Below are 22,914 nucleotides of genomic sequence, written 5' to 3'. Positions count from 1 at the left end.
GAAGGTTATTTTCTGCCTTTTTTTCTTTGTGCTTTTTTAAGCATTTCTTCAAACTCATCAGGATAGATAACCAAGCCTTGATTTTGTTGGTTAGGAAAAGCCACTAAGGCTAATTCGTCATCAAGTAAGCCCATTGTCCAGCGACTAAACCATTTATTTAATGTTATTGCTTCAGCTTGGCATTGTTGCCACTCTTCAGTCGCCCAACGTTGCGCTAAAGCTTCATTTGGCCAAACAGGAACGCAGTCTTCGTCATCGGTGTTAAGCATGACGCAGCCATGTTCATCAGCCAAAATCCAAAGGCTATTATGCTCAATAGCTTGTTGAATTAAAAAGCTCAAGCGTTGTTCTTCATTATAGTTTTCAATGGTATCTAAGTCTTGTGAGTTAAGTGACATAGTTGCCTGATAAGAATTAGTGATATTTGCCTTCAGTGTAACAATGTTCACTGGTTAAAAGCGAACATTGTTATTTCAGAGCAAGGGAGGAAATTTTGATTACTCTGTAGCTAAGTAAGCTTTCATGGCTTGCTTCTTTATTGCGATAGTGACTTCAACACCAACGGCTCTTCGCAGATTAACTAACCATTTTTGTAAGTCGTCTTCGTCTACTTTACAACGTTTCTTTTTTTTACAGTTTTCTTTTTTAGTTGAAAGTAACTTTATTGCTATGCTGTTATTCTCATCAATAAAAGCAATATTAATTCGGTTGTCTTTATAGAGTAGTTCAGCAAGGAAATGTCCCTGTTCATCAGTCTTTAATTGCCAGTTATAATATTGAACAGCTTTTTGTAAAACTGGTTCAATGTTGGTGATGTAATTCACATAGGGAACAGGTTGTTCATATCGATTTACTTCTGAGGTATGGGCTGAAAAAGTAAGGAGAGTTAACAAGTATATTAATGCGTATCGGTTCATCATGAGGCCTATAAGTTGCTAATTTGTTGTTCAATACTAAGACGAAGGTTTTTAACGTAGTTGTAATAACTACGATCATTCTTATAACACACACCCTCGATTAGGTTTTTACAAACATAATCACCCCAAGCCTGATGATATTTTAATTGTATAAGTGATTCGTTAAATTCAATTTTCATAATGTTGGTATCACCACGCCAATCAAATCCAGCTAAAATATAGCCTTTTCCTTCACCTTCGAAGGTCCATTTATAACCTTTAGTTCTTAACATTCCGTCTAAAATGGCAAACTTAATTGCTTCAGGGCTTTTTCCCGAAACATGTATTTCTTTATGTACTGCTTGAATGTATTTAGTAGAAGATTTTAATTTTAAGCGTTTGTTAACCTTTAAAACAGATGGCTCTGCTATGACAGCCAGTGGCAAACAAAGAAAGAAGGTAGCGATTAAGCTATTTTTAAGCATTTTTGTCCCTAAAAAAATCATAATTTATGTGCGGCTAGTATATAAGGTAAGCCTGATATATCAAGATAATAACTAATAATTTCAAAGCATTGTAATAGTCAAAACTCATTGTTATTTCGAGGCTAATGATTAATTGGCTCGAATTCAAAAATGATCTCACTTTGTATTGGGTAATCTGTATTGGGTTTATAACGCCATTGTAGTAACGCTTTTTTTGTTGATTTCTCTAAAGACTTTACAAGGTTACTTTTGATAACTATTGGATTTTCTACTCGTCCATCTACCGTAATGGTATAGCGCAGTTTTATTGAGCTGCCTTTCATAATAGTGACATTTCGTGGATATTTAGGAAGAACTTTTAAAATAGGCTTAATGTCAAGAACAGGTACATTGATAGAAGGTAAACCTGTGTCATTGGATGGCAGCAAAGCAACTTTTTCAGGCGTAATCGGTTTTGTTGGTGCCACAGGCTCTGGGGCTAGTTCTTCTTGAGTTACAGGTTGCTGACTTGTAGGTTGAGGAGGTAATGGCGGTTTAACTACTACGGTTGTTTTTTCCTCTTCATAGACAACTTCATCTTTGATATCAACTTCAACATGGCTTGATGTTAGAGGGGCTGTGGAGTTTGGCATTGATGATAAATGACTAATAAAAGCCATGATAGCAAATGAGGCACAACCTCCAGTGAGTAAAATTACAAATAGTTGAAATGGCGTGCGTTGTGACGGTTTGGATACGTCACTTAAGGTAATGTTTGGTGCCGTAATATGAGATTTACGTTGTTGATATAAAGTGTTTAGCTCACGATCAAATTTATCATTAGTCATGATGAGTTCCTAATTGTGCCTTTAAGTTTTTTCTCGCATAACGCAATCTGCTTTTAATGGTTTCAAAGCTTTCATTGGTGATTTGACATATTTGACTGATAGAAAATCCTTCTTGTTGAAAAATAAAGGCTTCGCGTTGATAAAAGGGCAATGATTCAAGTGCGTTATTAAATAATGTTAAGCGATCTTTTTGATCGTTTTCATTATGGGTTATGAGAGAAACCAGAACGTTTTCTTCTATTGCAGTCCATTGCCACTTTTGTTGTTGTCGCAACTCATCAATTAGGGTATTTCTTGCAATGGTAAACAACCAACTTTTTAGCTGATTTTGGTTGTTATAGTGATGGGATTTCTGCATTACTTTTATCCAGGTTGTTTGTAAAGCATCTTCAGCGGCCTCTTTCGTCGATAGACTAAGCAAATAGTGATAAAGAGGTAAATTATACAGCTCAACTATTTGAGCGAGGTATTTTTGCTTTTTGGTTTGGTTATACCTGAACATCATTTGTTCAGGTGTTATTGTGAGATTAAACCAACCCTTGATCATTGAAGGTAGCTTCAAATGGTTATCCTTAACGACTAACTAGCTTTAGACATTGTGAAATCTAATTGTACAGTGAAGTTATGCTGTGTTACGGCTTTTCCTTCAACGGATTTTGCCCGATACTTCCATTTTCGTAAAGCTTGTTTAGCAGCCTTATCAAAGGTTCTTTTCGGATAAGCGTCGATAATTTGTATATTGATCACCTCACCTATAGGATTTATATCAAACGATAACTTTACCCAGCCCTCTATACCATCTCTTGCTGCACTAATAGGATATTTGGGGTTCACACGTACAATGGGTCTAGCGTCCTTTTCAACTTGATGACCAAACTCGGCACCAGCAATCGTCGTATTAGGCATAGTTATTACTGTCGGGGTATAGACTAAACTCATTCCAGAATTGGTAGTTTCTGTTGGCTCAACAGTACTAGGTAACGGTGGTGGTGGCTCTGGTGGTTGTACTAGTTTCTTAGGCTTACTTTCTACAATAGAATCATCAGGTAAGCTAGCCACGTCAATAATGGGATTGTCGGGTAATTGGCTAACTTCCACTTTTTCACTGGATATTAAAAAAGCCATAAAGGCAAATAAGCTTATTGTTGTTAAACCTGCTAAGAAAATAATTATTACTGTTTTTTTCATGCTGTCACCTTTGTTCCATAAAAATTTTTAAATTAAATGAAAGTACCTTCATAACTAAAACGACACAGAAAGTGGAAAGGGGTTAAAACGTTATAAATTTATTTTAATGAAAGAAAGTTACTGAAATGTTCGCTGACATTTTTCCTATTGAATAGCGACTTTGATTTTTGCATAGTGCTTATTAAAGTCTTTATGTAATGAAAATAGATGCTTAACTTAATTAATGTGACCAAATTATATCAGCAGAAAGTTGTGTTAAATGACATGTCGTTTAATTTTAAGCAACAGCGTTATTGTATTGTTGGGCCTAATGGGAGTGGTAAAACGACTTTACTGATGTTGGCTGCGGGTATAGAAAAGCCAGACAGTGGGGCAGTACTGTATGATGATGTTGCTGTTTATCTTGATGAAATAAAGAAAGATATAGGTGTTTCATCAGACAGAATAGTATTGCCACAATTTTTAACGGGTAAGCAGCTGTTGGAGTTTCATTGCAGTCAACATCAATGCCCATATCCTCATGAGTACATTGAAAAGTTAAACTTCAATGTGCAACTGACTACGCTTGTGTCCGCATTATCATTAGGTAACCTGAAAAAAATTTCATTGCTGTTAGCAATCTCTCATCACCCTAGTTATTTATTACTTGATGAGCCAACGACAGGGTTAGATAAACAAAGTCGATTATGGTTACTTGATTTCTTATCTGAATATTCAGGTCAGTTGATTGTTACCAGTCATGAAGAATGTTTTGTTAATAATAGTGATTTTCATCAGCTTAATATTGTTGAACTTGCTGAAAAATGAATTATATAAAACTGCGTTGGCAAATTTATCAAAATGAACTTAAACAGTTAATTGCGAGCATTGGTCAGTTATTTACTTTTGTTACTTTGATGCTGTATTTAGCTCTACCTATTATGATTTTCATGCCATTAGTTTGGTTAAGTATTATTGCTGACATTCAGACATCACAACAAGATAGAGTGCTCTACCAGTGGAGCTATTTCATATTACTATTTTGCTTAATTAGAATACAAAGAAAAGCCATTTTGGCGAGCAAATTTCAGCACTTTTTAGCAAGCTATAGCCAAAGTACAGCAATAAAAGCTGTGACGACATGTCTGATATCCTTAGTCGCTGGAAACTTATTGATTTTGGCTCCCATGCTACTGAGCTTTTATATTCCCAATTGGCAGGTGTTTTGGCAGCAATTACATTTTCCTTTGTTTGCTATGTTGACGTGGTTAATTGCTTATGCAGCGATTATTCATACTCGTATTCCTTGGTTGTCTTTAGTGCTTATGCCTGTGGGATTGCTATTTTTATCAAGTCATTTGGTTATAACTGCACCTTGGCTGAATGTTATTGTTTTATTCGTTATGGGGTTAGAAATATTATTTCAGCCTTTAGCTAAAATTAAGCCGTTTTCATTGTCGACTAAACATTATTGGCAAGTACGATTAGTGGCTTTAATTAGCTCCCCTGCAAATGCCATTATTCGAATTTTTATTCTTGTAGTTTTAGTGAGTTTATTAGCTTATGTTCAGCAGCAAATGTCACAAGTTGCTGAGGCTTATTTGCAGGTGATGTTTTGTTGGTTGTTAGCGTTGTTGTTAGGCTCATTCCAGTTTGATAATGAAGCTTTTTATCAACAATATGAGCTCTTTTTAGCAAGTTTATTAAGCTCCTCTACTATTCGGTATATCACGGATATTTTCCCTATTATTTTGTTGGCGGTTCTAGTTGCTGTGGTGTTGCAAGTGAAGCTAGGCTTTTACGCCTTTTGCTTAGTGTTACTACCTATAGGTACCTTAATGACGGTAATTACGACAAGTAAATACCAACGGAATTTTTTTATTGTGCCGAGTATATTTTTTATCGTTTTAGCAATGCTTGTTTAACAGCAAGTTAAAAAACTCACATTATTAGTGCTACTTTTGTATGAGCTATAGTAAGGTTAATATATTGTTAATACTTTATTGAACTTTAGGGAGAGGCGAATGACACCGTATAAATGGGTTATGTCGATTGCTATGTTGGTCGCTGTACTTTTACCTGAAATCGTGTACAGCCAAAGCATATCAATTAATGGCTTTGTTCAGGCACAGAAAGATTCTGAGCGCATAGAGGTTTCTACTGTGCTGAAAGATGTTTCTGCGCTCACCATTACTCTACAAGCTATAGACGATTATGAAACAAGGTTACTGGCGACTGAACGAGCTTTTAGATTATTAACAAAACAATCACCAACACTCGCGCATAAGTCATGGCTAAATGCGCACTTATCATCTAGTGATGTACTTTTTATTCCGAACCCTGACCATCCAGAGCAACAGCTAGAAGTTGTTAATATTGCCAAGCAAGCGAAAGCAGTGCTGACAATTTGGCACTATCAAGAAAAAGCGCAATTGATGGAAGAAGATCTTGCTCACTATCGGTGGCAGTGGTCTGACTTTATTGCAGAAAAAGGTAAGGCGAAATATTCTGCACTCAGCTTAGCCTTAAAGAACGCCGATGAAAAAACATTGCAGTGGCTACAAGGCGAGTTAATCAATACACCATCACTCTCTCAAGCAGATAACCAATTATTGGTTTTACTGGCATCATTTAATGGCTCAACTCATTTAGTTGAGCAAGTGTGGAGAAACGAAGCAGATCAATATAGCTTCCAGTTATTACAAGGAATAGAGCAACTGTTCTCGGAAGAAGAAACCATTAAGCAACTAACTATAGCAACTCATAACCAGCGATTAGCATCGCAAGCTATTTTAAAACTTGCCAAAGAGTATATTGATCATGAGGTTGTGCAAAATAAACTTGTGTATTTATTAGGCGATGACAACTCCGGCTGGCATGCTGCCATGGCTGTTTGCGCTTCTAAGTATGAAGAAATGATAGATAAATTAACTCATTTTATCGAGGACAATAAATCACCTGCAGTATTGTATGTTAAAGCATGCGTAAAGGAGAATTCGTAATGAAACATTATGCTGTGCTATTCGTCGCCTTGCTGAGTGTAGTGGCTAATCAAGTATGTAGTGAGACATTTACCTATACTGAAGTAAGTAGCGGTAATGGAAATATTCCTCTTGGCTATCCAGTGCCAACTCCTGTTGACTCGTTAACGCCTATTGATGGTTTTAGAAGTTATCAAAGCCTTGATTTACGTCATCAACAATTAGCTGCTCAAACACCGTTAATTGAAAGGATACTTGTAGGGGAAAGCTATAATGGTCGCAGTATTTGGGCTTATAAATTCTCTGATGAAAATAATACTAAACTTAATGGTGGTTTAGAGGGAAGCGCTCTGATTAATGGAGGTATTCATGCAAGGGAGTGGCAATCACCCGAAGCTTTGACTGGTTATATGGAAGCCTTGTTTGAGGGCAGGGAAAATAAATATATTGAGCAATATTTGTTAGAAAACCTGACATTAGTATTGATCCCTGTTTTAAATATTGATGGTTTTTTACAAACACAACGCTATTTTAATAAAGTGACAGATCTCGCTAGTTATCCGAGAGAAGGCCGTATGCGACGTAAAAATATGCGTGCGGTAGATGAAGATATTGAAACACTAGCTGATAATTTACACGGTATTGATCTGAACAGAAATAACAATCCTTATTGGGCAACAAACCCAAACGGTAGTTCATCAGACAGATCCTCATTAATTTATCACGGAAGCAGTGTAGCTTCAGAGCCTGAAACTAAAGCACTACAACAAGCCGCTATTGTTGCAGGAGAAGAGAGACTTCGTTTTTATACTGATACACACTCATTCAGTCAGATTTATTTTACCCCAATGACAGGAGAAGATAGACGAGACAATGTTACAGCTGAGCTGGCTAAGGTCATGCGCGCTGCCAATAGCTATAAATATAACTATGGCCCATCTTCTGCGGGTTCTGGCATTGGCAGTACGGATGAATATTTCGCTAACACTTATCAAATACCGTCTTATACCTTAGAGATTGAGCCATTAAGTTCAGCCTCAGAATATGGTGGTTTTGGCGTTTCTCATGACGGTTTTATTTTGCCAAATTCTGAGGTTAGTCGCATGAGAGAGGAAACCAGTAAAGCAGCACTGGCTGGTTTATATGCTATGACAGAGCCGCCTGTGGTGACTGGTATCACCATCTCTCATCAAGGTGAGATTGTATGGCAGCAAGAGTGGCAGGGGACAAATACTGGTGCAGAATTAGTTACCTTGCTCGAACAAGTGCTTTTAGCCGATACCACCTACCAATTACGTATTAGTTTTAATAAACCTATGCGACGAGTGATAGACAATGAAGTGGTCGCTTTTTCAAACTTATCACAAGCTCAAGGGATTAAGTTGTATTGGCAATACTTGCACAACAGTGAAGAAAAAGAGTTTGAAATTTCTGACGAACAAGGGGGGTGGCTTTTAGATGGTTTTGCACACTATAAAACTGACAGTTATCAAATTGATTTTAAGTTGCCAAGTGACTTTGATTGGCAATCAACTACAAGATTAAATCTAAAGATAGAAACAACAGATATGGTTGGACAAAAACTTGATGCTAACCCAAGCACAGTGGCTGATTGGCAAGATGGCCATTGGCAAGGTTATGAAAATGCTTTAGGAAATTCATCAGATAGCGGTGGAGTAGATAAGTCAATGCGATTAATTGATGACAATTCCGCGCTATTTCCTGTTGTAGAACAGCCTAAAGAAGAGCCTAAGACTAGCTCTTCAGGTGGCGCAGCAGGTTTCTTTATCGGGTTAATATGTTTTATTGTTTTATGTCGCCGCAAAGGTTTGAGCTATAAATAACTCCCTTACGGGCTAAAAATTGTTTTTAATGGCTATGGTTCAGTTGTTAGCTGAACCATGTTTTAAACCCTAAACTTTAAAGGTACTTGCAATATCTTGGAGCGTGGTGGCAAGTTGTGCTTGCTCTTTAGCCGTTACAGCTATTTGACTAGCACCTGTGGTTGATTCCATAGACTTTTGTTCAACGGTAACAACATTTTGAGCAACATCCTGTGTCACTACAGCTTGCTCCTCAATAGCTGTGGCTATTTGTTCCGTCATCGCGAAAATATCACTAACTGATGTAGTAATTTCTCCTAGCATTTCCTCAACATTTTTTGAGCTTTTGACCGCGTCTTCTGCTTTTTTCTGACTACTTTCGATAACATTAAAAGCAGAATTTGCGTCTGCTTGTAATGAATTAATAAAGCTTTCTATTTCTGAGGTTGAATCTTGTGTTCTTTGGGCAAGTGTTCTTACTTCATCGGCAACAACAGCAAACCCACGACCTTGCTCACCTGCTCTGGCAGCTTCAATGGCAGCATTTAATGCTAATAGATTGGTTTGCTCAGCAACTGATTTGATTACATCAACGACATTAGTAATGTTATTACTACTTTCATGTAAGCTAGTTATTTGCACAGCTAAACCATCAATGTCCTGTGCCAAGGTATCAATTGATTTATAGGACTTTTGCACTATGTCTAAACCATTTTTGGCTCGTTGGTCAGCTTCTCTGGCCGAGGTAGCTGTGCTTTGTGTGTTGTTTGCTACTTCTTGAACTGTTGCTGATAGTTCTTCTACCGCTGTAGCAATAAGAGCTATGCCTTCTTGCTGCTCGTGCATGGATTGTGAATTATGTTCACAGGTTAGTGAAGTTTCTTCTGACGCGGAGGCTAAAGTGATACTTGAATTTGAAATTTCACTGATCGCAGAAGAAAATTTTTGGAGCGTTAAATTTAATGAAGACGCTATTTGTCCTAATTCACTATTCCCTAGAAGTTCGCTTTGCACTCTCAAATCATTATCGTCTCTGACCTTGGTCATTAAAGATGTTAGGTCGTGCACTCGACTTGTTAGTTCTTTTATAATGTAGTGGCTAATAAATATAGCCAATAAAACTAATAAACTCGTGCTAATAATACTTATTACCATGGAATTGAATGCATTAGATTGCTTTTCTTGGGCAAGCGCTAACAGCGTTTCACTTAGTTTAGTTTCAACTTTTTTAAGTTGACCTATGCGAGCAGTAGATTGATTGAACCAATACTCGCTATCTATGCCAAAATTTTCAGATTGATTGGAGGCGACACCTCTTAACTTCATAACTTCCTTTACAGCCGGGTGGTTGTTGGCTTCTTGAAAGTAGGCAATGTTAGCGTTGTTTGCAAAGCTATTGAAATTATTAAAAAAGGTATTCTGTTCTGTAACTAAACCAATAAATTTAACAAGCATGCCAGGGGCAAATTTATTGGCGGAAAAAGTGCTACTTAAAACAGCTCTTTCTATACCTGCTCTTTCTTTACCTTGAAGAAAGTTATAATAGGCAACAGTTTCTTTAGTGACTAAGGCATCGTTACTGATGTCTGAATTGACTACTGCAACACTAAGTAGTTTTGCATTTAATTGGGTATAAAACTTGATTGCATCAGGTATCGAAATAGATTGATTAGAAACTTGTTGGCGAATGCCAGCTAACTGTTGAATACTTTGACTAACACTTTGGTTAAGTTGCTTTATTTCATCAAGATGAAATTCACTTTCATTTAAGTACTGTGCTCGCTTACTTATTTTGCTGTCAGTATTTTGCCTTTGATTAGGTAGCTTACTGACAAACTTTGTTCCCTTTGAGCTTAAGTAGCCAGCTGTCATTCCTCTTTCTTTTTGAAGCTCATGAACTAATTCGCTGTAGACTACTGAGAGTTCGGTAAGCCTTGTGATCGTCGACATTTCGTTGCTGGTTTTAATACTTGCTATTATAGATAAAATGCTAAACCAGAGGAAGCCTATCATTGGTAAGGCAAGTAGTATTAAGATTTTTTTTCTAAATGAAAGATCGGAGAAGTTCATTACTTATCTATGTCCCTTAGCAGAGGTTGTAAACTGTTTTTGGTTTTTTGTCCATTTTAGTATAGACACAAAAAATAAAGCTCGTCATTTTATTTTTTTAATCGATTGAATTTAACTCAGTTTATGGTCATATGTGGCAATGGAATTTCATCAAAAATAGCGCATAAGTGATTGTAGGAAATAAGGAGGTAGAAATAAAAAAGCCGATAGCGAGGCTATCGGCGAGTTAGCTATGAGGAAAGCTAGAATATTCAATTATTACAACAAGCGTCCACAAAAGGGAACGACGAGAAGTATAGAGTACTTGCTCTATCTTGGCAAGTTAAAATGTAATTTTATTTCATTTTTGTGTTGTTTTATTTTGTTTTACTGTGATGGATTAACTCTTTTTGCTGAAAATAGCCGTTAAATAGAATGGTATTTATCTTAGAGTAGAGCAAAGCTCAAAAAATGTTGTATTTAGATCAATAAACTTTAACCCGTCATTTGGTGATTAAGCACTGATAAGATAAACTATCGGCAATTCTAGCTTTAAGTGATATCAAGATGTCTTCAGTCGAAAAAAACTCAACTCCTAGTCAAGTGCAAAACGATGCTAATTCAGTGGCCGATAACACAACACATTTTGGCTTTCAAACCATTGATAAAGAAGAAAAAATATCAAAAGTGGCAGGTGTTTTTCATTCTGTTGCCAAGCAATATGATGTTATGAATGACTTGATGTCATTTGGTATTCATCGATTATGGAAACGATTCACCATTGATGCTAGTGGTGTAAGACCTGGTAATAAAGTATTGGACCTTGCCGGTGGTACTGGTGATTTAACGGCTAAATTTTCTCAACTTGTCGGTAAAGAGGGGCAAGTGATTTTAGCGGATATTAATAGCTCGATGCTTAATGTTGGTCGAGATAAATTACGTGATCGAGGTTTAGTGCAAAACATTGAATATGTACAAGCGAATGCTGAATACCTACCGTTTGAAGAAAACACATTTGATATCGTCACTATCGCTTTTGGTTTACGCAATGTTACTGATAAAGATAAAGCACTTCGTTCGATTTTTTCAGTGCTTAAACCAGGAGGCCGTTTACTGGTGTTAGAGTTTTCAAAACCAGAGCATGAGGTTTTAAATAAGGCCTATGATTTCTACTCATTTAATATTTTGCCTAAAATGGGTGAATTAGTGGCGAAAGATGGTGAAAGCTACCAATATTTAGCTGAGTCAATTCGCATGCATCCGAATCAAGAAACTCTAAAAGAAATGATGGAAAATGCAGGCTTTGAGCAAACAAGCTATAAGAATTTAACTGGTGGTATTGTTGCTCTACATAAAGGGTATAAATTTTAATGTTTTCCAGTAATCGAGCAGTTAAGTTATCTGAGCAACTGATGGTGCCTCAGTTTATCTGCTCTGTTGTAGAACTTATCATTAATCGGGCTCTTTCTCTTAGCAATAAGCCTATTACTCTTTCAGCCATAGAGAATAAAACTTTCACACTTGAATTAGCTGAACTAAATTTTCCCTTAAGCATAACCGTGTCAAATAATGTGTTATTAGTTAATAGCACAAATTCAACAAGTGACTGCACTCTTATCAGCAGCATTGCAACATTACGTCAATTAAAGGCTCAGCAACAATTAACTGAGTTAATTAAGCAAGAACAACTTGATATTCAAGGTGATATTAAAGTTGCCCAGCAGTTCGCACGTATAGCCGAAGAACTTGATATTGATTGGCCGACAGAAGTAGCCAGACATATTGGCGATGTACCTACACATAAAATAGGGCAGTTAAGCCAAAAAGCTAAAAAAAGTATTTCACAATTGTTTGAAACTCTAGAAGCTGATGTGGGCGAGTTTTTAATTCACGAAAAAAGGCTCGCGGTAACAAATAGTGAAATAAAACGTTTCAACCAAGGGGTTGAACAAACAAGTGACCAGTTAACCCGTATAGAATCACGTTTAGCTGCACTAGAAAACCGCCTAAACGATAGTCAATAGCGATCCTATTTAAAAAACCATAAGGTTGAATATATCAGTGAGTACACGTCGCCTGTATCAAATAGTTAAAACATTTTTGCAATTTGGCTTAGATGAAATGGTGCCAGCAAGATTATTACCTTGGTATGCAAAATGTGCACGATTCAGTATTTTCTGGCTAAGAAATAAACATAAAGATAAACCGGTAGAGCAGCGTTTTCGTTTAGCCATTGAGTCCTTAGGCCCTGTCTTTATAAAATTTGGTCAAATGCTTTCAACCAGACGTGATTTGTTACCGCCTGATTTCGCGGATGAGTTAGCGTTATTGCAAGATAGAGTGACACCGTTTTCAGGAGAAGAAGCCAAACAGCTCATTATTGATGCAGTAGGTTTAGAATTATTCGAACAGCACTTTAGTGATTTTGATACGACGCCATTAGCCTCAGCGTCTATTGCGCAAGTTCATACCGCAACCTTAATCGAAGATGATCAACAACAAGATGTAGTCATCAAAGTTCTAAGACCTGATATCGCTAAAACAATCATGGCCGATATTAAAGTTATGTCACTGTTTGCTGGTGTAGTAGCTAGATGGTTACCTGATGGCAAGCGCTTACGTCCAAAAGAAGTGGTTGCTGAGTATAAGAAAACTATCCTAGATGAATTAGATTTAAACCGTGAAGCGGCCAATGCTATTCAATTGAAGCGTAATTTCTCTCAAGGACGTGAATACGACAAAGTGCTTTATGTTCCTGAAATCCATAGTGAATACAGTCATAAAAATGTACTGATTATGGAAAGAATTTACGGCATTGGAGTGGGTGAAATAGATAAACTTCATGGTTTAAATGTCAATATGGAGTTATTGGCACAACGTGGTGTAGAAGTCTTTTTTACCCAAGTTTTTCGCGATAGTTTCTTCCACGCAGACATGCACCCAGGAAATGTTTTTGTTGATGCAACAACGCCAGATGATCCTACTTGGATTGCCATTGATTGCGGTATTGTTGGCACGTTAAATAGAGAAGATAAGCGCTACTTAGCTGAAAACTTCGTTGCCTTTTTTAATCGTGATTATCGCAAGGTTGCTCAGTTGCATGTGGATTCAGGTTGGGTGCCTGCTGATACGAGTGTTGATGAATTTGAATTTGCAATTCGAACGGTTTGTGAGCCGATATTTAACAAACCCTTGTCGGAAATATCCTTTGGGCAAGTCTTAGTAAACTTATTTAATACTGCTCGTCGTTTTAATATGGAAGTGCAGCCACAGTTAGTATTATTGCAAAAAACACTACTTTATATAGAAGGTTTAGGTCGTCAGTTATACCCTCAGTTAGATTTATGGCAAACAGCGAAGCCATTTTTAGAGAATTGGGTAAAAGAACAAATGGGCGTAAAGGCCGTATTTAGCAAAATTAAAGAAAGCATTCCTTTTTGGAATGAAAAATTACCAGAATTACCTGATCTGGTTTATGACTACCTTAAAGCGGGTAAGGAACAACACCATAAGCAGAGTGTTATATTTGAACACCTAATAAACCAACAGAAAATACAGCATCAAAAACTGCTATATGGTGTTTTCTCTACAGGTTTGTTAGTTGTTTCAGGTATTTTACTAACGCAAGATTACATGATGTTATCAGGTGGAGCTATAACGCTTTCAGTCGTACTGGCTGTTGCTGCTTTAAAAAGTAAGGCGTAATAATTGTAATTAAAATGATTGTTTCTTTGTTCTAAAAACCCCAGATAGACTGGGGTTTTCTTTATATTAAGTTTTGTTTTCTTACTGATAATGTTGAATGATAAGCAAACTATTATTGGTTGATATTTGTTAGTTATTTTTTATATCGAACTAGCCAGTAATCTAAGCTGAGATAATTGCCCGCACCATTAAATAACAGCACAAGTAGCATAACAAAGTAGGTTGCGGCAAATTCAATACCATTTTTTAATACTGTAAAGTTGCCCGTTTCGGATAGCCATTCATAATTTCCATACTCCTGTAAAATATCTATGGCTTTTTCTTTACGGATAGCTGCCTCAGAGATGAGATCATTGCGCCATTCCCAAGGAACTGTCAGTTCTGCTTCAGGTAAAACATGCCATCCAAACTGCCAGTGCGCAGTGACTGCTGCAACAACCATAGTGAACATTAATGGTATTGTTATTAACCTTACTCCTAACCCAAACAATAATAAGATGCCGCCACCAAACTCAGTTAATCCTGCTAACCAAGCCATTAATTCGGGAGCAGGAATATTTAAACTATTAAACCAGTAAGCAACATTTTCTATGTTGTTTAATTTGTTGTGGCCAGCCAATATAAATATAGGAGCAAGGTAAATTCTTAGTAATAAAGGGCTAATAAACTCAATTTTTGATAATTGGCTGAGAATATTTTGATAAGTACTATTTAAAGAGTTCATGGTAAACCTTAAGCTATATTTTTTTGGTTAAAAGGAAACGTTTTACTCATTAAACGCGCCTGTAAATCATCAAACCCACCTAGGTGAACGTCTCCAATAAAAATTTGTGGAACAGTTTTGCGTCCGCTCTTTTTAACCATGTCTTTAAATGCTAGTGCGTCATTCGATACCTCAATTTCTTTATATTCAATTCCCTGAATAAAAAGAAGTCTTTTGGCTGCTTTGCAGTAAGGGCAGTAATCTTTATGGTAAATAGTTACGTTGTTCATTAGAGGTTTTCCTGTATCTGTTTGACATAATTTAAGTATACTGTTGCCTTATCAAATTCCTTGTACTCGTAATACCTGAAATTATGTCTGAAAATCCTAACATTTATTTGAACGATCCTGATCCACTAAGTGTGTTGCTAACACGTCTAGATTTAAAAGCTGAAGTTTATGTTAATGGTGATTTTTGCGGAACTTGGGCTGTTGATACTGCAGGTAGTAAGCGAATACCTTTTCATCTAGTTGGCTCTGGTTCAGCATGGCTTCATTTTGATGGAAAAGACTCCCAACAATTGACATCGAATGATTTAGTTGTTTTCCCTAATGATGCACATCATGTGATAGCTAATTCTAAAACAAAACCCGCATTAGAATTAGTGAATGCCCCCATGAGTAATGATGGTGAGGTGACAAATCTGGTTTGTGGTTTTTTTGAATTTCGCAATCCAGTGCTTTTTCCTGTTCTAGAATCTTTGCCTGACGTGGTGGTACTTAAATCACAATCAGAGCAAACGGGTGGACGTATTGAGTTTTTAATTTGCCAGATGTTGAACGAGTTAAAGCATGAACAACCAGGGTTTTATAGTGTTATTGATCAGATGGCATTTTTGATATTTATTGAAGTATTACGCCAACAAATGGCAAGTGGAGTGCTTGAGAAAGGATTATTGAATGCATTGTTTGATGCCCGTTTAGGTAAAGCATTGAACGCTATCCATCAATATCCTGAATCGCCTTGGACATTAGAGCTTTTGGCTGATGAAGCATTTATGAGTCGTTCGACCTTTGCTGACGTTTTTAGAAAAAATGTCGGAATTACCCCGATGAAATACCTTACTCGTTGGCGAATGAATCAAGCTAGGCACTTATTAAAAAGTACAAATTTGTCGGTTTCGCAAATAGCTGAAAAAAGTGGTTATGATTCAGAGGCCGCATTTCGCAAAGCTTATAAAAACACTTTAGGTGAACCACCAGGAAAGATGCGTTCAAATTAAGTTTAATGAGAATTTTAAATAGGTATTTAGAGCTAAGTTATTAAATAGCGTCACTATGAAGTGACGCTTTTAGGTTTTAATTAATTATAGTGCACTCGCAGCTATGTTCTTAACGGTTGGCCATTGTTCATCAGCTTGGTTGATATGAGTAGGAATATCTTTTACCCACGCTTCATAAACACTCAAATCTTTGTTCACAAATAACTTACCGTTAACGATTTTGAAAGCCTTTCCGTCAATTTTAAATTTTTTGCCAAAAGTCATGCCATAAGCACAAAAGCCACCATATTGTGGGGCGTATCTTTCTGGGTTTTCGATAAAAATATCGCGGTTTTTAGCGCTACTAAATCGATAAATAGCATCATTATAGATAGTAGTAAATTTAGCAGAGCCCACAACTGGCTTATTCTCAGTGAAATAGGCTACCGCATCGTGTCCTGCGAGTATTACACTGTTGTGATCGGTATCCGTATCAACCCCAGCATTAGCAAAAGTACTGAAACTAAGAATAAGTACTGCAATTAGATGAGATACGGTTTTTGTAAAAGTCGTTGTGATTGACATAATTTAATCCTTTGGGTTGTTGTTAAATACAGTGCTAGTGTAAAAAATCACAATGAAAGGAGATATGCTCAAAAGTCAGCTTGTTGTATCTAAAAATCCGAATGATATGAGCAGGGAGAACTTGAAGTGAATATGTGTCATTACAAAATTAGGGTAATCACCACTGATTTTGATTGGTTTATAATTTTGAATGAGAAAACATACATTATTGATTTCGTAGAAAAGAAGAATTCATAAGGTAATTAAGTTGCGTGGCTCTATGCCTCAATACTGATGCAATTTTTGTTTTTGAGCACCATACATACTTTAACGACACATTCTTGAAGTACCTTGAGCTTAAGAATCGTTAGTCGAGCTGAAAGTAAACGATTTTGAGCCAAATTCCGAAATGCTATTTCGTTAAACAACGGCGCAATATATGTGGAAACAGCTTTAGAATTCAGCTCGTTTGTTAAATCATGTACATTACTTTCTACTAAAGGTCCGTTATAGCTAAATAAATGCATCGGAATACGCTCAGCGAGAAATGGAATAGTTCTAAGATTAACTGTTTCTAAAGCCCATTTTTGGGTTCTATTTAGACTCTCAAGTTCAGACCTATAAGCCGCTAGCGCTTCTCGAAGTTTTTTATTATTTATTTTGTTTAGTTCTCCAGATGATACCAAGCTATCTAGTGATGCTGTAAGAGGAATATAGGTGTACACAGTAGATAAAGAGTTAATCATTTTTTGTGACTCTTTGGCTTCTAATGTTGTTACTTCAGCGTCCGTCATGAGAATCAATTTGGTCATTCTCTTAACAACACCATTCTTCTGACTAATAGCACCTTTCAGACTATCATGAGATTCTTCAAATTCCATTTTTAGAGCTTCAATTGCAGTTTTTTGACTTTGTTCTTGTTTGTATATGTCCCAATATGAATCAATTGAAAATGCAATAAGAATACTAGAGATTATAGCTGCACTTTCTATCGTGAATTTCTTTATTGATTCTTTATTAATCATGTACAACGCCTGTTATAAATCGTTTTACACAATATTAGCTCACAAAAGTTAAATGTGCAGAATTAGCAAACTAGTTCAAAGGTTTGTAATTCGCACATTACTGCCGTTAAAGTTGATTATGGGATGGTATGCTTGAGCTCACAGCAATCTGTCGGATGAAATATAAACTAATAGCCAAAATTGTTTGATCAGATAAAAGTTACTATAGGTAATATGTAGTGCTATTTTTTAAACAGTGCTCTTAGATTTGCTACACCTTGTTTATTCGATTGTTCTTTATGGGCTTCAGTTTTCTTAACTTGCCCAAGTTCCCAGTTTAAATCATCTTGAGGTAATTCATGTAAGAAACGACTCGCTTCTGTACGCATAACTTCACCAAATTGACGCCTTTCGCGCGCGTAAGTAAAAATTAATTCGCGCTGGGCACGAGTTATACCCACATAAGCAAGACGTCTTTCTTCTTCGACACCACCTTCATCAATACTGGTTTGGTGTGGAAGTAACCCCTCTTCCATACCAATAAGAAATACATAAGGAAATTCAAGACCTTTTGATGCATGTAGAGTCATTAATTGAACCTGATCGCTGTTGTCTTCTTCTTCATTACGCTCCATCATGTCGCGTAAGGTTAAGCGAGTGACAATTTCAGGTAGTGTCATCGGTGGTTCGTCATCACCACCTTCAAGCATTTGTGTTACCCAACTAAACAATTCGGTAATATTTTTCATGCGCATCTCTGCAGCTTTTGCGCTGGGCGATGTATCGTAGAGATAATCTTCGTAATTTATTTCACGGATCATAGAGCGTAAAACTGCCGCGGTATCGCCTCGTTGTGCGTTATCACCAGTTTCAACCAGCCATGCGGTAAACGCTTGTAGTTTGTGTAAGCCGCGGCCTGTTAAATGCTGCTCTAGACCCAACTCAAAACTTGCGGCAAACATACTAATTTGACGTAAATTGGCATAGTTACCTAACTTTTCTAAAGTTGCAGGCCCTAACTCACGTTTAGGTACATTGACAATACGTAAAAATGCATTGTCATCATCGGGATTAACCAGAACGCGTAGATAGGCCATAACATCTTTAATTTCAGCTCGAGAGAAAAAAGAGGTGCCGCCACTAATTTTATAAGGGATGCGGTTAGTCATTAAGGCTTTTTCAAGTAAGCGTGACTGGTGATTACCTCGATATAGAATAGCATATTCACGATACTGGCTTTTGTTCATAAAGCGATGACCAATAAGTTCACCAATGACACGTTCTATTTCATGTTCTTCATTTTTAGCTTGAACAACGCGTAGCTCTGGGCCGTATGCTAATTCACTAAAAAGTGATTTATCATAAACATGTGGGTTATTGGCAATGAGAATATTAGCGCACTTTAAAATGCGACCACTTGAGCGATAGTTTTGCTCAAGTTTAATGAGCTTTAATTGTGGGAAGTCTTTGCCTAGCAAAACTAAGTTTTCAGGTTTGGCACCACGCCATGAATAGATGGATTGATCGTCATCACCAACCACTGTCAGCCTTGCTCGTTCACCGGTAATTAATCTTACCAGCTCATATTGACTGGCATTAGTATCTTGATATTCGTCCACTAAAAGGTAACGAATTTTATTTTGCCAACGTTGTCTTACTTCAGCGTGATTTTTCAATAATAACGTTGGTATTAAAATTAAATCATCAAAGTCTAAAGCATTATATGCTTTCATATGTTGGTGATAGCGCTGATAAAATTCAGCATATTCATGTGTATCAGCATCACTACTTTGCTTCAGCGCTTGCTCAGGTAACCATAAGTCGTTTTTCCAATTGGAGATCATACTTTGTAATTTACTGAGTAAATCTTTGTCACCGTCAAGCTCATCGATGGTTAATTCTTTCAACAGGGCTAAGGTGTCTTGATCATCAAACAAAGTAAAACCAGGCTTGTATCCTAAGGTTTTAATTTCTTTGCGGACAATATCTAAGCCTAAAGAGTGAAAGGTTGAAACCGTTAAGCCACGTGTTAAATCTCGACCTAGCATTTTGGACACACGTTCTTTCATTTCTTTCGCTGCTTTATTGGTAAAAGTTACCGCAGCAATATTACGTGCCTTGTAGTCACACTTTTGAATAAGGTAAGCTATTTTTTGACAAATAACGCCGGTTTTACCACTACCAGCACCGGCAAGTACTAGGCATGGGCCACTTACATATTTAACAGCTTCATTTTGTCCGGGGTTAAGTTTCATTAATTCTCAGGCTTGTTTAGTGCAAATTTTTAACGGTGGGAATTTTACCTGTTTTTAGTCGCCGACAAAACCGTTACAATAAAGCAAATTGAAAATAGCCAAGAGTCGAATATGATAAACGCTAAAAAAATTGAAGAAATCGCTAAACAGGTTACTGATGCCATTCCGCCAAGTTTGAAGAATGTTGCCAATGACATTGAAGATAAAACCAAAACGGTTTTGCAAAGAAAATTGTCTCAGTTAGATGTTGTAACACGTGAAGAATTTGATGTTCAGACACAAGTGTTAATTAAGACACGCGCTAAACTAGCTGAAATGGAAGCAAAAATAGCTGAACTTGAAGAAAAAATCAGTAAATAATATTACTCTTTAGGGATGAACATGACCTCATCAAAAATAACCTGTTTTAAAGCTTACGATATTCGTGGCAAGCTTGGTGACGAGCTTAATACTGACGTTGCTTATCGAATTGGCCGAGCATTTGCACAACACACTAAGGCTAAGAAAGTAGTGGTTGGTGGCGATATTCGTTTAACCAGTAAAGAGTTAAAAACGTCTCTCGCCAATGGCTTAATGGCAGGTGGTACTGATGTTATTGATCTAGGCTTGGCAGGCACTGAGCACATTTACTTTGCTACCAGTCACCTTAGCTGTGATGGTGGTATCGTGGTAACTGCAAGTCATAACCCTATTGATTACAATGGCATGAAGTTAGTACGAGAGCATTCGAAGCCTATCAGTGGTGACACTGGTTTATTTGATATCCAAGCTTTAGCTGAGAGCAATAAATTTGATGATGTAAAGCAGGTAGGGCAATTATCCAGCCATGATATTAGTGCTGACTATACTGAGCACTTGTTAAGCTATATTGATGTAAACAACTTGGTGCTAGGTCGTGAAAAACCATTAAAGTTAGTGGTTAATGCCGGTAATGGTGCAGCAGGTCCTGCACTTGATGCTATTGAGCAAGCATTTCAACAGTTGAAGCTGCCTGTTGAATTTATAAAAATTCACCATGAGCCAGACGGTAATTTCCCTAACGGAATTCCAAATCCTTTATTAGTTGAAAATCGTTCGGCAACGAGTGAAGCAGTGCTTGCACATAATGCGGATATGGGCATTGCTTGGGATGGAGATTTTGATCGTTGTTTCTTGTTTGATGAGCAGGGACAATTTATTGAAGGTTACTATATTGTTGGCTTACTCGCGGAAAACTTTTTAGCTAAACATGCGGGTGCTAAAGTTATTCATGATCCACGTCTCACTTGGAATACTATTGATATTGTTCAGCAATCAGGTGGGCAGGCCATACAAAGTAAAACAGGTCATGCTTTTATTAAAGAGCGTATGAGATCTGAAGATGCGGTTTATGGCGGAGAGATGAGTGCCCATCATTATTTTAAAGACTTCTTTTATTGCGATAGCGGCATGATCCCGTGGTTGCTTATTGCCGAACTAGTCTGTTTGCGCAAGCAACCGTTATCTCAGTTAGTAGCCCAACGCATTGCCGCTTACCCATCATCAGGGGAAATTAATAATAAGATCGCCGATCCTAAAAAGGCGATTCAAAAAGTTTTTGATTTTTATGAGCAAGAAGCGCAAGTGATTGATAATACTGATGGCATTAGTATGGAGTTTGCCACATGGCGCTTTAACTTGCGTTCGAGTAATACGGAGCCCGTGGTCAGATTGAATGTTGAATCGAAGGCCGATACTAACTTAATGAAAGAGAAAACCCAGCAAATACTCTCTTTATTACTTGCCGATGAATTGAGTGGCGAACCAGCTTAGGAAGCGTAAAAGCTATGATTAGACACAGTGAAGTGCAATATGAATTATAGCTATCACCAACTCAGCATAGATGAGTTTGATAGGTTATATGGCGAGTCGCTGCAGAGCGTGAGCCAATTTGAATTGACGTTTGCTTGGCTAAAAGCGACAGCTCAATTTATGGTGCCAGATGGCGGACAAGTTATTGTTCATTGTTTGATAGAAAGTGAGGCTTCATCTCAGGTTGAAAAGCTTATTGTTGCCTTGCCATTAATGCATTTAGCCCATAATAAAACACTAAAATCTCTTGGCAGCTTTTACTCAACTATTATTGCTCAAAGCTATTCAACCTACTATCAAGCGTTGAGTCATACAAATGCGTTAAACAATTTAATTACTCATATTTTGCAATCTTCTTCTTGGCAAACGCTACAAATAGGGCCGATGGAGGAGGACTCTGGGTTGGCAAATTTTTTCATCACGCAAAGATCTAAAAGCTATTTTAGTAAAGTGTTTTCTCAAAATCAGAATATTTATCAAGATAAACTGTCATCTTTTGAACATTACTATGCGCAGTTACCTAGCCAATTAAAAAACACCTTATCTAGACGCAGCAAAAAACTCAGAAAATATGCGCCTTATACCATAGATATAGTAACTACTAATGAGCTGTTTGAACGCGCTTTTCGTGATTATAAGACGATATACCAAGCCAGCTGGAAAGTTGATGAATATAGTTATGACTTTATTGAGCAAGTTTGTCGTAGTGCCTTGGCTAAAAATCAACTTAGACTAGGTGTGTTATACGTTAATGATAAACCTGCGGCAGCACAAATTTGGTTTATTCAAGCCAATGAAACAATAGCAACGGCTTCCATTTTTAAGCTTGCTTATCATCCTGATTTTCAGCAGTTTTCTGTGGGTTCTATTTTATCATTGGCATTGTCAGAGTATGTATTAAACCGTGATATGGTAAACGTGATTGAGTTTGGTATGGGTAATGAATCATACAAAAGAGACTGGCTAAAATTGACGAAAAAACGCTTAACACTGCAAGTGTATAATAAGCGCAATATACTAGGCTTTATTAAAGGTGTGCTATCTATTTGGCTAGCAAGACTTAAGAATATAAAAACAAAGAACACTCAATTGAAAAGGAATGAAAGTAGCTAATGACAGACTCTGTAATGACGCAAGTAATTGCAATATTAAAGGATGTTATTCCTAATTACGACACCAGTTTTTGGCATGATGAAACTGAACTTGTTGGTGCAATTGCTGAATTTGATTCAATGGCAATCGTAACCATTATTGGTGAAATAGAAGACAGGTTTGATGTTGTTATTGATGATGAAGATATCAATGCTGAAAACTTTGCTACCGTGACAACATTAACCAAGTTAATTGCTGAAAGAGCATCATAA

The 22,914-nt window shown here is 37.0% G+C and carries 24 protein-coding genes; 12 read left to right on the top strand and 12 right to left on the bottom strand.

Translation table 11 applies throughout. From position 1 onward, the window contains the following. Positions 1–5 precede the first annotated feature (5 nt). The 6 genes from EPA86_RS08335 to EPA86_RS08310 form a co-directional block, all read right to left on the bottom strand. Complete coding sequence (locus tag EPA86_RS08335; RefSeq protein ID WP_140602978.1) at positions 6–398, bottom strand: DUF2750 domain-containing protein; 393 nt, start codon at positions 396–398, stop codon at positions 6–8. A 99-nt stretch (positions 399–497) separates the two neighbouring features. After that, entirely contained in the window at positions 498–920 is a 423-nt protein-coding gene (locus EPA86_RS08330) for a hypothetical protein (RefSeq protein ID WP_140602977.1), read from the bottom strand. A gap of 5 nt (positions 921–925) precedes the next feature. Then, on the bottom strand, positions 926–1,381 hold the full coding sequence (locus EPA86_RS08325; protein WP_140602976.1) for a hypothetical protein: 456 nt from the start codon (positions 1,379–1,381) through the stop codon (positions 926–928). 122 nt (positions 1,382–1,503) lie between these two features. Beyond that, positions 1,504–2,208, bottom strand: a complete 705-nt coding sequence (locus tag EPA86_RS08320) for an energy transducer TonB (RefSeq protein WP_140602975.1) — start codon at positions 2,206–2,208, stop codon at positions 1,504–1,506. Beyond that, the gene (locus EPA86_RS08315; RefSeq protein ID WP_140602974.1) at positions 2,201–2,770 is read right to left on the bottom strand and encodes an RNA polymerase sigma factor; all 570 of its coding nucleotides are present in this window, start codon (positions 2,768–2,770) and stop codon (positions 2,201–2,203) included. Before EPA86_RS08315 ends, EPA86_RS08320 begins: the two co-directional genes overlap by 8 nt. A 17-nt stretch (positions 2,771–2,787) precedes the next feature. Next, positions 2,788–3,396: an energy transducer TonB gene (locus EPA86_RS08310; RefSeq protein ID WP_140602973.1), complete on the bottom strand. Its 609-nt coding sequence runs from the start codon at positions 3,394–3,396 to the stop codon at positions 2,788–2,790. Positions 3,397–3,603: 207 nt separating this feature from the next. On the opposite strand from EPA86_RS08310, the gene EPA86_RS08305 reads away from it, so the two are divergent. The 4 genes from EPA86_RS08305 to EPA86_RS08290 all read left to right on the top strand — a co-directional run bounded on the left by EPA86_RS08305 (position 3,604) and on the right by EPA86_RS08290 (position 8,200). Beyond that, complete coding sequence (locus EPA86_RS08305; RefSeq protein ID WP_140602972.1) at positions 3,604–4,203, top strand: ATP-binding cassette domain-containing protein; 600 nt, start codon at positions 3,604–3,606, stop codon at positions 4,201–4,203. Beyond that, a complete protein-coding gene (locus EPA86_RS08300; RefSeq protein WP_140602971.1) occupies positions 4,200–5,300 on the top strand; it encodes a DUF6136 family protein in 1,101 nt (366 codons plus the stop codon). The genes EPA86_RS08305 and EPA86_RS08300 overlap by 4 nt, the downstream gene beginning before the upstream one ends. 99 nt (positions 5,301–5,399) lie before the next feature. Beyond that, positions 5,400–6,377: a hypothetical protein gene (locus EPA86_RS08295; protein WP_140602970.1), complete on the top strand. Its 978-nt coding sequence runs from the start codon at positions 5,400–5,402 to the stop codon at positions 6,375–6,377. Further along, positions 6,377–8,200 carry a M14 family zinc carboxypeptidase gene (locus EPA86_RS08290; protein WP_170309600.1) on the top strand — a complete coding sequence of 608 codons (1,824 nt, stop codon included), beginning with the start codon at positions 6,377–6,379 and terminating at the stop codon, positions 8,198–8,200. Before EPA86_RS08295 ends, EPA86_RS08290 begins: the two co-directional genes overlap by 1 nt. Before the next feature lie 69 nt (positions 8,201–8,269). Here the strand turns inward: EPA86_RS08290 and EPA86_RS08285 are convergent, their stop codons facing one another. Continuing rightward, positions 8,270–10,129, bottom strand: a complete 1,860-nt coding sequence (locus EPA86_RS08285; protein ID WP_246058314.1) for a methyl-accepting chemotaxis protein — start codon at positions 10,127–10,129, stop codon at positions 8,270–8,272. A 666-nt stretch (positions 10,130–10,795) separates the two neighbouring features. Here EPA86_RS08285 and ubiE point away from each other — a divergent pair. The 3 genes from ubiE to ubiB are packed head-to-tail and all read left to right on the top strand — an operon-like array spanning position 10,796 to position 13,933. Then, positions 10,796–11,599, top strand: coding sequence for a bifunctional demethylmenaquinone methyltransferase/2-methoxy-6-polyprenyl-1,4-benzoquinol methylase UbiE (ubiE, locus tag EPA86_RS08280; protein ID WP_140602967.1), 804 nt, complete (start codon positions 10,796–10,798; stop codon positions 11,597–11,599). Continuing rightward, entirely contained in the window at positions 11,599–12,252 is a 654-nt protein-coding gene (locus EPA86_RS08275) for a ubiquinone biosynthesis accessory factor UbiJ (protein WP_140602966.1), read from the top strand. Before ubiE ends, EPA86_RS08275 begins: the two co-directional genes overlap by 1 nt. A gap of 37 nt (positions 12,253–12,289) precedes the next feature. Then, positions 12,290–13,933: a ubiquinone biosynthesis regulatory protein kinase UbiB gene (gene ubiB, locus EPA86_RS08270; RefSeq protein ID WP_140602965.1), complete on the top strand. Its 1,644-nt coding sequence runs from the start codon at positions 12,290–12,292 to the stop codon at positions 13,931–13,933. 133 nt (positions 13,934–14,066) lie between these two features. Here ubiB and EPA86_RS08265 read toward each other — a convergent pair whose 3' ends face one another. Both EPA86_RS08265 and grxC read right to left on the bottom strand, forming a co-directional pair. Next, a complete protein-coding gene (locus tag EPA86_RS08265) occupies positions 14,067–14,657 on the bottom strand; it encodes an HvfX family Cu-binding RiPP maturation protein (protein WP_140602964.1) in 591 nt (196 codons plus the stop codon). An 8-nt stretch (positions 14,658–14,665) separates the two neighbouring features. Further along, positions 14,666–14,926: a glutaredoxin 3 gene (gene grxC, locus EPA86_RS08260; protein ID WP_140602963.1), complete on the bottom strand. Its 261-nt coding sequence runs from the start codon at positions 14,924–14,926 to the stop codon at positions 14,666–14,668. A gap of 83 nt (positions 14,927–15,009) precedes the next feature. On the opposite strand from grxC, the gene EPA86_RS08255 reads away from it, so the two are divergent. Beyond that, complete coding sequence (locus tag EPA86_RS08255; protein WP_140602962.1) at positions 15,010–15,918, top strand: AraC family transcriptional regulator; 909 nt, start codon at positions 15,010–15,012, stop codon at positions 15,916–15,918. Between the two features lie 84 nt (positions 15,919–16,002). On the opposite strand, the gene EPA86_RS08250 is transcribed toward EPA86_RS08255, so the two are convergent. The 3 genes from EPA86_RS08250 to rep form a co-directional block, all read right to left on the bottom strand. Further along, on the bottom strand, positions 16,003–16,482 hold the full coding sequence (locus tag EPA86_RS08250; RefSeq protein ID WP_140602961.1) for a YHS domain-containing (seleno)protein: 480 nt from the start codon (positions 16,480–16,482) through the stop codon (positions 16,003–16,005). Between the two features lie 257 nt (positions 16,483–16,739). Beyond that, on the bottom strand, positions 16,740–17,486 hold the full coding sequence (locus EPA86_RS08245) for a DUF6090 family protein (RefSeq protein ID WP_140602960.1): 747 nt from the start codon (positions 17,484–17,486) through the stop codon (positions 16,740–16,742). Positions 17,487–17,707: 221 nt separating this feature from the next. Then, the gene (rep, locus tag EPA86_RS08240; protein WP_140602959.1) at positions 17,708–19,720 is read right to left on the bottom strand and encodes a DNA helicase Rep; all 2,013 of its coding nucleotides are present in this window, start codon (positions 19,718–19,720) and stop codon (positions 17,708–17,710) included. Positions 19,721–19,831: 111 nt separating this feature from the next. Here rep and ubiK point away from each other — a divergent pair, with 111 nt between their 5' ends. Genes ubiK through EPA86_RS08220 form a run of 4 tightly spaced genes read left to right on the top strand, consistent with a single transcriptional unit; the run spans position 19,832 to position 22,914 of the window. After that, entirely contained in the window at positions 19,832–20,080 is a 249-nt protein-coding gene (gene ubiK, locus EPA86_RS08235) for a ubiquinone biosynthesis accessory factor UbiK (RefSeq protein WP_140602958.1), read from the top strand. 21 nt (positions 20,081–20,101) lie between these two features. Further along, the gene (locus tag EPA86_RS08230; protein ID WP_140602957.1) at positions 20,102–21,511 is read left to right on the top strand and encodes a phosphohexomutase domain-containing protein; all 1,410 of its coding nucleotides are present in this window, start codon (positions 20,102–20,104) and stop codon (positions 21,509–21,511) included. A gap of 39 nt (positions 21,512–21,550) precedes the next feature. Next, positions 21,551–22,663, top strand: coding sequence for a GNAT family N-acetyltransferase (locus tag EPA86_RS08225; RefSeq protein ID WP_140602956.1), 1,113 nt, complete (start codon positions 21,551–21,553; stop codon positions 22,661–22,663). Next, positions 22,663–22,914 carry an acyl carrier protein gene (locus EPA86_RS08220; protein ID WP_140602955.1) on the top strand — a complete coding sequence of 84 codons (252 nt, stop codon included), beginning with the start codon at positions 22,663–22,665 and terminating at the stop codon, positions 22,912–22,914. Before EPA86_RS08225 ends, EPA86_RS08220 begins: the two co-directional genes overlap by 1 nt.

This window comes from Litorilituus lipolyticus (genome assembly GCF_006439335.1).
In the GTDB taxonomy this organism is placed as follows: domain Bacteria; phylum Pseudomonadota; class Gammaproteobacteria; order Enterobacterales; family Alteromonadaceae; genus Colwellia; species Colwellia lipolytica.
Note: the sequence above shows the minus strand (reverse complement) of the source record. Positions and strands in the feature narration are given on the sequence as shown.